The organism is Pseudomonas sp. 7P_10.2_Bac1 (assembly GCF_025465935.1).
Lineage (GTDB): Bacteria > Pseudomonadota > Gammaproteobacteria > Pseudomonadales > Pseudomonadaceae > Aquipseudomonas.
The window spans coordinates 1-15,039 of record NZ_JANLNV010000051.1 but is presented as its reverse complement, the minus strand read 5'-3'; the positions used below and the strand labels follow the sequence as shown (position 1 = coordinate 15,039).

10 protein-coding genes are annotated in these 15,039 nt (G+C 58.4%); 4 read left to right on the top strand and 6 right to left on the bottom strand.

Annotated elements, in window-relative coordinates; translation table 11 throughout:
- The first annotated feature begins 27 nt into the window (after positions 1-27).
- Positions 28-648, top strand: a complete 621-nt coding sequence (locus NTD86_RS08745; protein WP_262201801.1) for a TetR/AcrR family transcriptional regulator — start codon at positions 28-30, stop codon at positions 646-648.
- Between the two features lie 94 nt (positions 649-742).
- Here NTD86_RS08745 and preA read toward each other — a convergent pair whose 3' ends face one another.
- From preA to hydA, 3 genes are read right to left on the bottom strand one after another with little or no spacing between them, the layout of a single operon-like run.
- Positions 743-2,017 carry an NAD-dependent dihydropyrimidine dehydrogenase subunit PreA gene (gene preA / locus NTD86_RS08740; RefSeq protein WP_262201800.1) on the bottom strand — a complete coding sequence of 425 codons (1,275 nt, stop codon included), beginning with the start codon at positions 2,015-2,017 and terminating at the stop codon, positions 743-745.
- Entirely contained in the window at positions 2,018-3,385 is a 1,368-nt protein-coding gene (locus NTD86_RS08735) for an NAD(P)-dependent oxidoreductase (RefSeq protein ID WP_262201799.1), read from the bottom strand. It abuts the gene before it with no gap.
- A 57-nt stretch (positions 3,386-3,442) separates the two neighbouring features.
- Positions 3,443-4,882: a dihydropyrimidinase gene (gene hydA, locus NTD86_RS08730; protein WP_262201798.1), complete on the bottom strand. Its 1,440-nt coding sequence runs from the start codon at positions 4,880-4,882 to the stop codon at positions 3,443-3,445.
- A 593-nt stretch (positions 4,883-5,475) separates the two neighbouring features.
- On the opposite strand from hydA, the gene NTD86_RS08725 reads away from it, so the two are divergent.
- Together NTD86_RS08725 and NTD86_RS08720 are read left to right on the top strand one after the other, a co-directional pair.
- A complete protein-coding gene (locus tag NTD86_RS08725; RefSeq protein ID WP_262201885.1) occupies positions 5,476-6,963 on the top strand; it encodes an NCS1 family nucleobase:cation symporter-1 in 1,488 nt (495 codons plus the stop codon).
- Positions 6,964-6,991: 28 nt separating this feature from the next.
- Positions 6,992-8,269 (top strand): Zn-dependent hydrolase, encoded by a 1,278-nt coding sequence (locus NTD86_RS08720; protein ID WP_262201797.1) that lies wholly within the window; start codon positions 6,992-6,994, stop codon positions 8,267-8,269.
- A 175-nt stretch (positions 8,270-8,444) separates the two neighbouring features.
- Here the strand turns inward: NTD86_RS08720 and NTD86_RS08715 are convergent, their stop codons facing one another.
- The 3 genes from NTD86_RS08715 to NTD86_RS08705 are packed head-to-tail and all read right to left on the bottom strand — an operon-like array spanning position 8,445 to position 14,227.
- On the bottom strand, positions 8,445-9,863 hold the full coding sequence (locus NTD86_RS08715; RefSeq protein WP_262201796.1) for an efflux transporter outer membrane subunit: 1,419 nt from the start codon (positions 9,861-9,863) through the stop codon (positions 8,445-8,447).
- The gene (locus NTD86_RS08710; protein WP_262201795.1) at positions 9,847-11,013 is read right to left on the bottom strand and encodes an efflux RND transporter periplasmic adaptor subunit; all 1,167 of its coding nucleotides are present in this window, start codon (positions 11,011-11,013) and stop codon (positions 9,847-9,849) included. The genes NTD86_RS08715 and NTD86_RS08710 overlap by 17 nt, the downstream gene beginning before the upstream one ends.
- Positions 11,003-14,227: an efflux RND transporter permease subunit gene (locus NTD86_RS08705; protein WP_262201794.1), complete on the bottom strand. Its 3,225-nt coding sequence runs from the start codon at positions 14,225-14,227 to the stop codon at positions 11,003-11,005. The genes NTD86_RS08710 and NTD86_RS08705 overlap by 11 nt, the downstream gene beginning before the upstream one ends.
- A 224-nt stretch (positions 14,228-14,451) precedes the next feature.
- Between NTD86_RS08705 and NTD86_RS08700 the strand changes: the two genes are divergently transcribed.
- Positions 14,452-14,865: a hypothetical protein gene (locus NTD86_RS08700; protein WP_262201793.1), complete on the top strand. Its 414-nt coding sequence runs from the start codon at positions 14,452-14,454 to the stop codon at positions 14,863-14,865.
- Positions 14,866-15,039: the final 174 nt, after the last annotated feature.

The window sequence follows — 15,039 nt, the reverse complement described above, 5'->3', positions numbered from 1 at the left end:
GAATCGTGAGGACAAGGACCGCACGCCATGAGCAATCACAAGATCGAAATTCGTCGCAGCAATGTCGAAAAAATTCTTCTCGGGGCCGAAAAGGTCTTTGCCGAGAAAGGCTTTGCGGGCGCCGCCATGGCTGATATCGCCAGTGAGGTTGGGCTTCCACGCTCCAACTTGCACTACTACTTCAGTACCAAAACCGAGCTGTATAACGCGGTTTTGCTGGGCTTGCTGGAAGTCTGGAAGCAAGATGCGCTGTGTTTTGAAACCTACGATGACCCGCGCCTGGTCCTCAGCAGCTACATTCGCGCCAAGATGACCCACTCGCGGACACGCCCCCATGGCTCGAAAGTCTGGGCCGACGAAATCATCCATGGCGCACCCACGCTGGGGCTCACGCTGGATGCGAGTCTCTATGATTGGGCGAAGATCAAAGAAGCCAAAATCCGCCAGTGGGTGACGGACAAACGGATATTACCGGTAGAGCCGTCCAGCGTGCTGTTCATGATATGGGCTTCAACCCAGCACTACGCTGACTTCGATCACCAGGTGAACATCATCAATGAGCACCAGCCCTTGAGCGACATCCAGTTCGAGCGAGCGATCCACAGCGTCACCAGTATCATTCTGCGGGGCATCGGGTTGGAGCCTTAGCGGTGCTTGCTCCCAGGCCCACAGTCGCCGAGGAGCGGAGCAAGCCTGCGATCAAGATCAAACGATCGTGAGCAAGCCCGCTCCCACAGCAGGTTCAGGAAGCCACGTGGTACGGATTGCGCGGGTCGTGGTTCCAGTCCAGAAATGGCTTGCCCGTGCTTTGCGGGACCATCTCGATACACCCATCCACCGGGCAGGTGATCTGGCACAGGTTGCAGCCCACGCATTCGTCATCAATTACTTCATAGCGATGCGTCCCGTCAGCCAGTTTCTGGCTGGAAATGGCTTGGTGCGAGGTGTCTTCGCAGGCGATGTGACAACGACCACAGCCAATACATGCCTCTTGGTCGATCTTGGCGATGACTTGGTAGTTTATATCCAGATATTTCCAGTCAGTGGTATTGCCCACGGCTCGACCCGAAAAATCCTCCAGGCTTGTATAACCTTGGCTGTCCATCCAGCGCGACAGACCGTCCTTCATCTCATCCACAATCCGAAAACCGTGGAGCATGGCGGCGGTGCACACTTGCACGGCCCCACAGCCCAGCGCGACAAATTCCGCCGCATCGCGCCAACTACCAATGCCGCCAATCCCACAAATAGGCAATCCTTGGGTCTGCGGGTCGCGGGCAATTTCAGCCACCATGTTCAGCGCGATCGGCTTGACCGCAGAGCCACAGTAACCGCCATGGGTGCTCTGGCTGCCGACCACGGGCAACGCCACCATCCGTTCAAGGTCAACACTGGTGATCGAGTTGATGGTGTTGATCAGCGACACCGCATCGGCACCGCCTCGATGGGCAGCACGGGCGCTGAGGCGGATGTCTGTGATGTTGGGCGTGAGTTTGACGATTACCGGCAACGAGCAATAGGTCTTGCACCAGCGCGTGACCATCTCCACGTACTCCGGCACTTGCCCAACCGCTGCGCCCATGCCGCGCTCCGGCATGCCGTGGGGGCAACCGAAATTCAGCTCGATGCCATCGGCACCGGTGGCTTCTACCAGCGGCAAGATGTATTTCCAGGCTTGCTCTTCACACGGCACCATCAGCGACACAATCAGCGCGCGGTCCGGCCAGTCCTTTTTGACCTGGGTGATTTCCCTCAGGTTGATCTCCAGCGAGCGGTCGGTAATCAACTCGATATTGTTGATGCCCATGACTTCACGGTTAGGCCCGAAGTGCGCCGAGTACCGCGAGGACACGTTGACCGCCGCCGGGTCTTCGCCCAGGGTTTTCCAGACCACACCGCCCCAGCCCGCTTCATACGCGCGGACCACGTTATAGGCTTTGTCGGTGGGGGGCGCAGAGGCCAGCCAGAATGGGTTGGGGGCTTTGATACCGGCGAAGTTAATCGAAAGATCGGCCATTTACGCAGCCTCCTGGTTGAGCATGAGTTGGGCATGAATAGCTTCTGCTGCCAGCTTGCCGTGTTGCACCGCTTGTACGGTGAGGTCCTGGCCCAGGGAGCTGCAATCGCCGCCGGCGTATACACCGGGGATGTTGGTGCGCAGTTGTTCATCAACCGCAATACGGTCACCCACGCGTTGCAGGGAGTGGGCCAACGGGTCACTCAACGCGGACTCATCCATGGTCTGGCCGATGGCTTTAAATACCGCATCGGCGGCCAATTCAAATGTTTCACCGGTTTTCACCAAGCGCCCGTTCTCAAATCGAGTACGGGCAAAACGCATACCGCGCACCTTCCCCTGATCACCCAGCAGTACCTCATCGGGTTGTGCCCAGGTCAGCAGACGCACCTGATTGGCCTTCGCGATGTCTTGCTCATGCCCGGTTGCGCCCATTTCTTCCAAGCCACGGCGATACACCAGATTCACCTCGCGACCGCCCAAACGGGCCATTTGCACGGCCATGTCGATTGCTGTGTTGCCCGCGCCCAGCACAATGCAGCGCTCGGCCAGGGGCAGTTGCGTGAGGTCGTCACTTTGGCGCAGTTCGCGGATGTAATCAGTGGCGGCCAATAAGCCGGGTGCATCCTCGTGGGCCAATCCCAGTTGTCGACTGGCGGCCAGGCCGATGGCCAGAAACACCGAGTCAAATTGCTGGTGCAACTCGCTCAGGCTCAGGTTGTCGCCCAAACGCTCACCGTGGCGCACTTCAATGCCGCCGATTTGCAGCACAAAATCCACTTCACGCTGAGCAAAATCGTCCACCAGTTTGTATTTGGCGATGCCGTACTCATTGAGCCCGCCGGATTTTTCCCGCGCTTCAAAAATCACCACGTCATGCCCGTGCATGGCCAGGCGATGGGCGCAGGCCAGCCCGGCCGGCCCCGCGCCGACCACGGCGATACGCTTGCCGGTCGCCGCGGCGCGCGTGAACGGGTACTCGTTGAACTGCGCATGGTCGATGGCATAACGCTGCAACAAACCAATCAATACCGGCGCACATTCCTGCGCGTTGTTGCGTACACAAGCTTGCTGGCACAGCACTTCAGTGGGGCACACACGGGCGCAACTGCCGCCCAGGATGTTGGCCGAGAGAATTTTCTGTGCTGCACCTTGAACGTTTTCCTGCTGGATATTGCGGATGAACGACGGAATGTCGATGTCACTGGGGCACGCATTCACACACGGAGCGTCGTAGCAATACAGGCAACGCGAACTTTCCAGCTCGGCCTGGCGTGCGCTGAGCGGGGGAGCCAGATCAGTGAAGTGACTGGCCAGCACCAGCGCATTTTCATGGGGATGCGGTAGATGATTCAGGGACTTGATCACAGTAATTGCCTCACGGTTGTGGGAAGCGTCTGCCTCTGACGGGCAGTGGTTTTGTGCTCAGCGTTTAACAGCGACCGGTTGATGATGCTCGGCGCGCTTTTTCAACAGATCGAACACGGCGGGGTAGGCCGGACGTTCGATGTAGCGACCGGCACCGCGTTCGGCCCGCAAGTCGCCATCGGCCCACACCACGCGGCCTTGGCTGATGGTATGGCTGGGTACTCCGCGAACGGTCTTGCCTTCGAAAATATTGAAATCGACCTTTTGGTGGTGGGTTTTCGCAGAAATGGTGCGTGTGCCCTGTGGGTCCCACAGCACAAGATCGGCGTCGGCGCCAACGCGGATCGCGCCTTTGCGCGGGTACAGGTTGAAAATTTTCGCGGTGTTGGTCGAGGTCAGCGCCACGAACTCCTGCATGGACAAGCGCCCTGTGTTCACGCCTTCATCCCAGAGCACGGCCATACGGTCTTCGATACCGGCCGTGCCGTTGGGGATCTTGCTGAAGTCGTCACGCCCAGCGGCTTTTTGCTCGGCGCAAAAGCAGCAATGGTCGGTAGCGGTGGTGTGCAGGTTGCCCGATTGCAGGCCGTGCCACAGCGCTTGTTGGTGGCCCTGGGGACGGAAGGGCGGGCTCATCACATAGCCCGCAGCGGTTTGCCAGTCGGGGTTTTGATACACGCTGTCATCGAGCAGCAAATGCCCGGCGAGGACTTCGCCGTACACCGGTTGGCCTTGGCCACGGGCGTAGGTGATTTCATCCAGCGCTTCACGGGTCGAGACATGCACCAGATACAACGGCGTGCCAATGGTTTGCGCGATGCGGATGGCCCGGCTGGCGGCTTCACCTTCGACTTGCGATGGCCGCGACAGCGGGTGGGCTTCAGGGCCAGTGATGCCCTGAGCCAGCAGTTTACGTTGCAAGTGATACACCAGCTCGCCGTTTTCAGCGTGCACTGTAGGCACCGCGCCCAGTTCCAGGCAGCGTTCAAAGCTGGCGACCAAGGTGTCATCGGCGGCCATGATCGCGTTTTTATAGGCCATGAAATGCTTGAAACTGTTGATGCCGTGGTGACTCACCAGCTCTGCCATTTCCTCGCGAACCTGTTCGCTCCACCACGTGATGGCGACATGAAAACCGTAGTCTGACGCCGATTTTTCAGCCCAGCCGCGCCACTGGTGAAACGCCTCCAGCAATGATTGCTGCGGGTTTGGAATCACGAAGTCGATAATCGACGTTGTACCGCCAGCCAGACCGGCCGCCGTACCACTGAAGAAGTCTTCACTGGCCACAGTTCCCATAAACGGTAGTTGCATATGCGTATGGGGATCTATACCGCCAGGCAGTAAATATTGGCCGCTGCCGTCGAGCACTTCACAACCGGGAGGAACTTCAAGATCAGTTCCAATTGCGCGGATTAGACCGTCTGCACAATAAACATCAGCACGATAAGTTTCGTCATGGGTCACAAGCGTAGCGCCACGGATTAACAGTGACATACCAAGTTCCTCGCAGGCAGACCGGCTGGAGCCGGTTCTCATGTTGTTATTACGACCGTAGTACAGGATTTTATTCCTGTCACTGGTGACAGGAATAAAATCTAGTGGGTAGTTGTGGAATGAGCAAATAATATTTTCAAGTTTGGTTTTTATAACTAAGTTACTGATTTTTAAGTAATAATTTCTTTAAACACCAAATTGGTGCGCCCATTCACCATTTCGGCGCACTTGACAGGAATTAAATATAGGTAAAGTTTCTTATGCTAAATCAGGCGCTTGAAGCGCTCGGAGGAATTGGCGCAGCAAACCAAAATAAATAAGCCTGCACCGATATGTTTCGTTTAGTTCTATCGCTGAATGCAAACTGTTCTTGATAAGGGGTTATAGGTACGTTGCGTGCTATTTAAAAGTGCTTATAAACCAGTGAGTTGTACGGTGTGAACATAACTGGCCGTGAACAATAAAACTTACACGGCACAGTTTTTGATTGTCGCTGCCATTACCGAGAGGGCCAAGGTCCATCGGTGATTGGACAGAGAATCGCTCTGCGTCCAAGCGCAGGGTCAATCACCATAAAAAGAGAGTGAATGAGCATGCAACCGAGCCGATCCCACGTCACCGAACGCAATGGTTTGTACGAGCTGGAAGCCGGGCCTGAAGTGCTCGACAGCCCCCGTTACAACCACGACATTGCCCCCACCCGCGTCCATGAACGCACCTGGAACAAGTGGCACATCACCGCGCTGTGGGTCGGCATGTCAATCTGCGTGCCGACCTACACCCTGGGTGGGGTATTGACCGCTTACTTCGGGCTATCGGTGGGCGAAGCGCTGCTGGCGATTTTGCTGGCCAATATCGTGGTGTTGATTCCACTGACGCTCAACGCTTTTGCTGGGACCAAATACGGCATTCCGTTTCCGGTCCTGCTGCGTTCTTCATTCGGCATCCTGGGCTCCAACGTGCCGTGCTTGATCCGGGCCTTGGTGGCTTGTGGCTGGTTCGGGATCCAGACCCTGTTTGGCGGCCTGGCCATCCACCTGTTTCTGGGGTCGGTATTCGAGGGGTGGAAAAGCCTGGGCGGGACCGGCGAAGTCCTCGGTTTCATGATGTTCTGGGTGCTCAACCTGTGGGTGGTACTGCGCGGTGCCGAATCGATCAAATGGCTTGAAACCCTGTCTGCGCCGCTGTTGGTGCTGGTGGGCCTGGGGTTGCTGGTATGGGCTTTGCCGAATGTGTCGATGACCGAACTGCTGGCCCAACCGCCAAAGCGCCCCGAAGGGGCCAGCGTGTATGGCTATTTCTTCGCCGGTTTGACGGCGATGGTGGGGTTTTGGGCGACGTTATCACTGAATATTCCAGACTTCAGCCGTTACGCCAAAAGCCAGAAAGACCAGATCCTTGGACAGATTTTTGGCTTGCCGTTGACCATGTTCCTGTTCGCCGCATTGGGCGTGATCATGACTGCCGCGTCGCAAAAACTGGTCGGCGTGACTGTCTCTGATCCCGTCAGCCTGATCGGTCATATCCAGAGCCCTGTGTGGGTCGCGTTGGCCATGGCGTTGATCATCATCGCCACCTTATCCACCAACACCGCGGCCAATATCGTGTCACCCACCAATGACTTCCAGAACATTGCCCCCAAGCTGATCAACCGCACCACGGCGGTGATCCTGACCGGCCTGGTAGGGCTTGCGTTGATGGCCCACGAACTGCTCAAAAAGCTCGGCTTGCTGGTGTCGGACGTCAGCCTGGAAACCGTGTACTCCAACTGGTTGCTGGGCTATTCCAGCTTGCTGGGGCCGATAGCCGGGATCATGGTGGTCGACTATTTCATCATCCGTCAGCAAAAACTCGACCTTGCCGGGCTCTACCGCGACGGTGTGTATCCGGCCTGGAACTGGAACGGTTTTATCGCTTTCGGCGTGCCGGTGGTCTTGACCTTGCTGTCACTGGGCAGCAGTGCTTTCAGCTGGTTCTACGACTACGGCTGGTTTACCGGATCGTTGCTCGGTGCCGCGATTTACTACGGCTTATGTCGCATGAGCAGCCCGCAAGCGGCGGCGGCAAAAAGTTCGATTTGACCCAAGAAAACTGCCTGAGGAAATAACAATGAACGCAGCACAACACCTTCAGCAGCAACGCGCACAGTCGATCAATGGCGAACGCCTGTGGGCCTCTCTCATGGAACTGGCGAAATTGGGCGCCACGGTCAAGGGCGGGGTGTGTCGCCTGGCCCTGACCGATCTGGACCGTCAGGCCCGCGACCTGTTCGTGCGCTGGTGTGAAGACGCCGGGTGTAGCGTGAGTGTCGATGCTGTGGGCAACATCTTCGCCCGCCGCCCTGGGCTCAATCCGAATCTGCCGCCCGTGATGACCGGCAGCCACATCGACACCCAACCCACAGGCGGCAAATTTGATGGCTGCTTCGGCGTGCTGGCCGGGGTCGAAGTGCTGCGCACCCTCAATGACCTGAATATCGAGACCCAAGCGCCGATCGAAGTGGTGGTGTGGACCAATGAAGAAGGCTCGCGCTTTGCCCCATGCATGATGGGCTCGGGGGTGTTTGCCGAAAAATTCACTTTGGAAGAAACCCTGGCCAAGACCGACGCCCAAGGCGTGACCGTTGGCCAAGCGCTGAATGCCATCGGCTATGCGGGTAGCCGAAAAGTCAGTGGCCACCCGGTAGGCGCCTATTTCGAGGCACACATTGAACAGGGGCCGATCCTGGAAGATGAACATAAAACCATTGGCGTGGTGCTAGGTGCCCTTGGTCAAAAATGGTTCGACCTTAACCTGCGCGGCGTCGAAGCGCATGCCGGGCCGACCCCGATGCACCTACGCAAAGACGCCCTTGTCGGCGCTGCGGCTGTGGTTGCGGCCGTCAACCAAGCGGCCCTGGGGCATCAGCCACATGCCTGCGGCACCGTGGGTTGCCTGCAAGCGTACCCTGGCTCGCGCAACGTGATACCGGGCGAGGTGCGCATGACCCTGGACTTCCGTCATCTGGAGCCCGAGCGTCTGGACTCGATGATCAGCGACGTTCGCGAAGTGATTGAGACGACGTGTGCTAAACATGGCCTGAGTTTCGAACTGACCCCCACGGCCGATTTCCCGCCGCTGTACTTCAACGCGGACTGCGTCAAGGCCGTGCGCAATGCAGCGCAAGATTTAGGGCTTAGCCACATGGACATCGTCAGCGGGGCAGGGCACGACGCAATCTTCCTCGCTGAACTGGGCCCGGCGGGCATGATCTTTGTGCCGTGTGAAAATGGCATCAGCCATAACGAAATCGAAAATGCCGATCCCAAAGACCTGGCGGCGGGGTGCGCGGTGTTGCTCAAAGCGATGCTGGCGGCGTCGCAAACCGTGGCGTCACAGCATTCCTGAACCTGTAGGAGCGAGCTTGCCTCGCAGCCCTTAGGGAGAGCCGCGACGGGCCATGGATGGCCCGTCGCGGCACGAGGGAACCTGAGCGCAAGGCCATTTTGGGTACATTGCCGTTTAGCTCTTGTGGCGTGTCCCTTTTGGCAAACAGCGCCATCCATGGCTCATCGCAATCTGCCTACTGCTGGCCCTCCCAACCGCCGCCCAACGCGGTCAACAGCCCTACACTGGCCTGCAACTGACGGGTACGAATAGCTTGTACCTGGCGCTCGGCCTGCAACGCTGCAGTTTGCGCCGTCACCACATCCAGATAGCTCACCGCACCCGCTTCATAGCTGTTGGTGGCCAGGGTCTGGGTATGTTGCGCGGCATTGGCGGCCGCTTGTTCATCGAGGCTTTCCTGTTGCAAATCACGCAACTGCGCCAGGTTGTCTTCGACTTCACGCACGGCGCGCAGCACCTGGCTGCGGTAGTGCGCAGACGCTTCTTCGAACTCAGCCTTGGCCTGACGCTCTTGGGCATCGAGACGCCCGCCGTCAAAAATCGGTAAGTTTACCAGCGGCCCAAGCGCCCATAAGTGGTTACCCGAAGCCAGCAAGTTGCCTACGCCCTGAGTCTGCCCGCCAAAAAAGCCGGTCAGGCTGAAGTCCGGATACCAAGCCGCCTTGGCCACACCGATTTGTGCGTTGGCGGCAAATACACGGCGCTCTGCTGCGGCGATGTCAGGCCGACGTTGCAGCAGGGTGCTGGGCAAGGCCTGAGGTTGCTGCGGCAGGCTTAATGTCTCTGTGCGGGCGGCCAGTTGGAACTGGCTGGCGGGTTCGCCTACCAGTTCACCAATCGCATGCTCGGTCAGGTTGCGCTGTCCGCGTACATCGTCCAGTTGGGCCTCGGCCTGGGCCAGTTGGTTTTGCGCCCGGGTCAGGTCCATTTCCGAGGCGATCTGCCCTTGGTAACGAGCCTTGGTCAGGTCCAGTGCCTGCCTGAAATCGTCCAGCGATGTGGACAGGATGCGGCTTTGCGCATCCAGGCCGTCCAGTTGCACGTACAGGCTGGTCAGTTGTTTCTGCAAGCTCAAGCGCGCCACCGCCAGGTCGTCGGCCGAGGCCTGGACCTGCGCGTCACCGGCAGCCACCTGGTTGCGGATTTTACCCCACAGGTCCAGGTCGAACGTCAGCGCAAAGCCAGCGGTATTGCTGTTGTACACCGACGGCTGGCTGCTGCCGCGCAGCGGACGGTGGTCCGATTGCCGCTGGCGCAAGGTTTGTTCACTGGCGGTGATCTGCGGGAACAACCCGGCATGCAACTGGCTGGCATAGGCCTGCGCCGCATCAAAGTGCGCGAGCGCTGCCGCAAGATCCGGGTTGGCTTTTAGCAGACGCTGTTGCAGGTCGTTCAAGCGCTCATCGTGGTACACCCGCCACCATTGTGGCGACAGGTTGTCCGCCGGTTGCGCGCTGTGCCACGGACCATCGCTGGTCTGTTCGCGGTAATGCTGCGGCAGGTCCAGCACGGGCGGTTTGTAGGTCGGCGCCAGGGAGCAACCTTGCAGCGCCAGTGCCAACAGCAAGGCGCTGCGTTTAAGTTTTGGCGACATGAGCAGCTCCCGCATCGGCAAGTTTGACCGAGTCGCCGTCCCGCAAGGAATCTGGCGGGTTATCAATGACTGTGTCGGTCGGTTTCAGGCCCTGGTCGATAACCAGCTTGTCACCCAGGTCCATGCCGATATGGATGTCCTGCAAGTGCACGTGTTGCGCACTGTCCAGTACGGCCACTTGGGTCCCTTGGGCGCGGAAGATCAGCGAGCTGGCCGGAATGCTCACGCCGTGGGTGTCCGCCGGTATCGTCAGGGCTGCTTCGGCGTAGTCGCCGGGCAGCAGAGCGTCGTTGGGGTTTTGCGCAACAAATTGTGCGGTCAGTGTGCCCGAACGCCGATCAACCGAAGTCGAGTCGCCGATCAGGGTGGCATTGAACGTTTGCCCTGGGTGCTCGGGCACGGTGAGTTGCACGGTCATGCCAGGACGAATCACGCTGGCATAGTTTTGTGGCACCGGCACGTACAAGCGCAGTTGGTGCGTGTCGGCGATCTCGAACAGTTCGGCGTCGCTGTCCGTGTCGGCCTTGATCAACTGCCCAATGTCGGTGTGACGCGCGGTGATGGTGCCGGTAAAAGGCGCACGGATGGTTTTGTAGTCTTCAAGACTGGACAGGCGTGCGTAATCAGCTTCAGCGGCCTGGGCATTGGCCTTGGCGGCAGCAGCATTGGACACCTTTTCGTCGGCCTCCTGACGCGATACCGAGTGGCTGTCCACCAGGTTTTTCCAGCGCACTGCTGTGGTGGCCGCGAGTCGGGCGTTGTCTTGCTCTTGCAGCATATGAGCGTGGGCTTGCGCCAGTTGCTGATCAAGGTCGGGGCTGTCGATTACCGCCAGCACCTGGCCTGCCTGCACCTTGCTGCCGATATCAGAGTTCCAGCTTTTCAGGTAGCCACTCACCCGGGCGTGAATCTGCGCCGTGCTCCAGGCGTCCAGGTGAGCCGGCAAGCGTAACGTGTCGCCATTGGCGTTCTGTGAGGGTTTGAACACGTTAACAATCGGTACGGCAGCCGCTTCAGTCCATTGCGTAACAGCATGTTCGTGGCGGCTGCGGGCTGCCAGGCCATTAGCGACCAGTAGCGCGGCCAGGGTCAGACCTCCGATACCGAGAAGCATCAAGCGCTTGCGCGAAGGTTTTTGATCAGACGACATGGGTAGTTTCTCCAGCAGCGGCAGCGCTATTTTTTTTACGACCGTGCACCAGGCTGAACACCACGGGCACGAAGAGCAGGGTGGCGACGGTTGCCAGCATCAGACCACCAATCACGGCGCGTCCGAGCGGGGCGTTCTGTTCTTCTGAAATAGCCAGCGGCAGCATGCCGATCATCATCGCCAGAGCGGTCATGCACACCGGACGGAAGCGTGTGTAGCCTGCTTCGAGTGCGGCTTTGAGGGCGTCGCCGTGTACGGCCAATCGCTCTCGACAGAAGCTCACCACCAGAATCGAGTTGGCGGTGGCCACCCCCATACACAAGATGGCGCCGGTCAGCGCCGGGACGGACAACGATGTACCACTGATGAACAGCATCCACACGATCCCGGCCAAGGCAGCGGGCAGGGCGGTGATGATCACAAACGGGTCAAGCCAAGACTGGAAGTTGACCACAATCAGCAGGTAAATCAGCACCACCGCACCCAGCAGACCAAAGCTCAAACCGCTGAAGGCTTCATGCAGGGCGTCAATCTGACCATGCAGGCTGATGATCGCGCCTTTAGGGCGAAGGTCAGATGCACCATCAATGACTTTCTGTACATCGGCGGCCACGGAGCCCAAGTCGCGGCCCTGAATGTTGGCGTACAGATCCAGGGTTGGCTGGATGTTGTAGTGGGTGACGATTGCCGGGCTATCCACCCGGCTAATGGTCGCCAGACCGCCGAGGATTTGCGACTGACCGTTGCTGCCGGTGACGGGCAGGGCTTCGAGTGCTGGCAAGCTGTCCAGACGGTATTGCGGCGTCGCTGCAACCACGCCATAAGACACCCCGTTCTGCGGGTTCAGCCAGAAGGTTGGCGCCACTTGGGAGCTGCCCGCCAAAGAGGCGACCATGCTGTTGGTGACGTCACGTTCGGTGATGCCCAGGCCATTGGCGCGTTCCCGATCGACATTCACTTGCAGTGACGGGTAGCCCACCGACTGCTGGATACGCAGGTCTGTAATCCCAGGAACATGTTCCAGGCGGCGTTGCAGCTCCAGTGCGTAGGCCCGGTTGGACGCATCGTCGCGACCGGAGATCTTCACGTCCAGCGGCGCAGGGGCCCCGAAGTTGAGAATCTGGGTACTGATGTCCGCTGGCTCAAACGCAAACTGAGTACCGGGGAAACTTTCGGGCAGGGCTTCACGCAAGCGCTTCACGTAATCTGCCGTTGGGCTGTGGCCGGGCTTGAGAGTGACTTGAATATCACCATCTTGCGGGCCGACCGTGCCGGTACTGCTGTAGGCCATGTCGATACCGCTCAACGGAATACCGATGTTATCGATGATGGTGTCCAGTTGTTCCGGCGGGACAATTTCGCGAATGCGCGATTCGATATGGTCAAATGCCGCCGCACTTTCTTCGATCCGCGTACCCAGCGGTAAACGCACATGCAGGGCCATGGCCCCGGCGTCAGTGGCCGGGAAAAAGTCCTGGCCCAGGGTTGGCAGCAGCGTAAATGAAGCCAGCACACAGGCCATGAAACCGAGCAAAAAGCGTTTGCGATTGGCCAGCGCCAGTTCCAGCATGCCGTAGTAGGCGTCCCGCACGGCCGAGAAGCGACGTTCAAACCCTTGCTGGAAATTCAGCAGCGCACGCACCGGTGCCGAGTGGTTCTGAGTATGCTGATCGCCCTCGTGGTGGTTGATATAGCCATCTTCTGGATGATGCCCTGGCCCTTGTTCCGGCTTGTGAGGCTTGAGCAGGAACATCGCCATCGTCGGCACCAGGGTCCGCGACAGGATGAAAGAACTGCCCATGGCAAAAATCACCGACAGCGCCATCGGACGGAACAGGTAACCGGCAATCCCCTGCAACATGAACATCGGTACAAACACGATGCAGATACACAGCAGCGAGACAAACGCCGGGCCGACGATCTGTTTGGCACCATCGAGAATCGCTTTGCGCACCGCCTTGCCTTGTTCAAGGTGCCAGTTGATGTTCTCGATGGTAACCGTCGCATCGTCCACCAAAATCCCCACCGCCAACGCCAGCCCTCCGAGCGTCATGACGTTCAGGGTTTGCCCGGTGGCAGCCAGCAGGGCAATCGCCGAGAGCACCGCCAGTGGAATCGACACGGCAATGATCAGGGTTGAACGCCAGCTGCCGAGGAACAACAGAATCATGGCGCTGGTGAGCAAGGCCGCAATAATCCCTTCCTGAGCCACGCTGCCGACCGACTGCTTAACGAAGACCGATGCGTCGCCCAGCAAGGAGGTTTTCAGCGAAGGCGGCAAGGTTTCATAGATACGCGGCATCATCTGGCGGATGCCATCAATGATCGACAGGGTCGAAATATTGCCGTTTTTCAGGGCGGGCATCAGCACCGCGCGTTGACCGTCCACCCGCACAATGTTGGTTTGCGGTGGCGACCCGTCACGGACGTGCGCCACCTGACCGATCGTGATCACAGCGCCATCAACGGTTTTGATCGGCATGTTGTTCAACTCGTCGATCGCTGTCGGGCTGTTGTTCAACATGACCGTGTATTCAAACGTGCCGAGCTTTGCCGTACCCACCGGAATGATCTGGTTTTGGGCGGCCAGCGCATTGCCCACGTCTTGTGCCGACAACCCTTGCGCCGCCAGAGCCTGCGGATCGAGGTCGAGGGTAATCTGGCGCTGCTTGCCGCCCATGGGCGTAGGCAAGGCCAGGCCGGGCAGGGCGCTCAGCGGCAGGCGGATGTTGTTCTGCACCAGGTCACGGATTTTGGCTTCCGAGAGCGTCGGGCTGGAAAACGCCATTTGCAGAATGGGCACCGTCGACGCGCTGTAGTTGAGAATCAGCGGTGGGGTAATGCCCGGTGGCATTTGTTTGAGCACGGTTTGTGACACAGCGGTCACTTGCGCGTTCGCAGTACGAATATCGACACCTGGCTGGAAGAAGATCTTCACGATCCCCATGCCGGGTAAAGATTGCGACTCGATGTGTTCGATATCGTTAACCGTGGTACTTAACGATCGTTCATAAGTGTAAATGACTCGGCCCGCCATATCGGCGGGGGAGAGCCCGGTGTACTGCCACACCACGGCAACCACCGGAATACCAATGTCAGGGAACACATCAGTGGGGGTTCGCAGAGCAGCCAGCGGCCCTATGATGCAGATGAAAATCGCCAACACGACAAACGTGTAGGGCTTGTGCAGTGCGGTCTTTACCAGCCCGAGCATGCCTGAACCTCCGAAGGAGTGAAAATTGCAAACACGGGCAGTCTTACCGCCGGATCTTAACTTTCAGCTTTCACCAACATGAAGGTTCCGTTAGTAATGTCCTTAAACTCCCTTCACCTTGATTCATTGGGCTTGCCCGTCATTCGGCGCCAAGCTTGAGACCAATCGACGGGTTGACTATTGGCCGGTCGGACTCTTTGGTTTCATGTGCGAGGCATACCGAAATGAACCTTAAACCACTGCTGCTGATTCCTACTCTGAGCCTGGCCTTACTGCTGACCGCCTGTGCCGGACCTATGCCCAAGCAAGACCCGGGCGAGGCCTGGATTGGTCTGCAAGAAGAAGGTGGTAGCGGCGACCTGATGGCCGAACGTGTAGACGGCAAGAACATCAATGACGGTCGTTACTTTGAAGTCACCCCCGGTGCTCACCGTCTGGACGTGACCTTGTTTGAAGACCCGAGCGGTGATCAGAACCAGGTGGATTGCCAGGGCAATGTCAACTACCAGAATTTCAAGGCGGGCGAGCGCTACAAGCTGGTTGAGTCGAGCCTGGGTACGCATGTGAGTGCAACCCTTGAAGATGCCAGCGGCAAGGAAGTGGCACACACTGCTGACTTCACCTGCATGCCTGGCTGATTCAGGTTCCTGCCTTCTATGTATCTTTTGAGGGCGCAGACCTATTCCACTTAGGAACTGGTGCAGGTTGTGATTTGGCGCAACGCGCTGTTGGTGTGTCGGCGTACATATTCATCTGATGCGCTATGGCGATCTACGGGTTTCGCCCTTACGGCGAGGCACTTTTGTCAAACA

Coding starts and splice junctions, on each gene's coding strand:
- NTD86_RS08705 (WP_262201794.1), bottom strand. CDS start 14,227: ATGCTCGGGCTGGTAAAGACCGCACTGCACAAGCCCTACACGTTTGTC.
- NTD86_RS08700 (WP_262201793.1), top strand. CDS start 14,452: ATGAACCTTAAACCACTGCTGCTGATTCCTACTCTGAGCCTGGCCTTA.
- NTD86_RS08715 (WP_262201796.1), bottom strand. CDS start 9,863: ATGTCGCCAAAACTTAAACGCAGCGCCTTGCTGTTGGCACTGGCGCTG.
- NTD86_RS08720 (WP_262201797.1), top strand. CDS start 6,992: ATGAACGCAGCACAACACCTTCAGCAGCAACGCGCACAGTCGATCAAT.
- hydA (WP_262201798.1), bottom strand. CDS start 4,882: ATGTCACTGTTAATCCGTGGCGCTACGCTTGTGACCCATGACGAAACT.
- NTD86_RS08745 (WP_262201801.1), top strand. CDS start 28: ATGAGCAATCACAAGATCGAAATTCGTCGCAGCAATGTCGAAAAAATT.
- preA (WP_262201800.1), bottom strand. CDS start 2,017: ATGGCCGATCTTTCGATTAACTTCGCCGGTATCAAAGCCCCCAACCCA.
- NTD86_RS08725 (WP_262201885.1), top strand. CDS start 5,476: ATGCAACCGAGCCGATCCCACGTCACCGAACGCAATGGTTTGTACGAG.
- NTD86_RS08710 (WP_262201795.1), bottom strand. CDS start 11,013: ATGTCGTCTGATCAAAAACCTTCGCGCAAGCGCTTGATGCTTCTCGGT.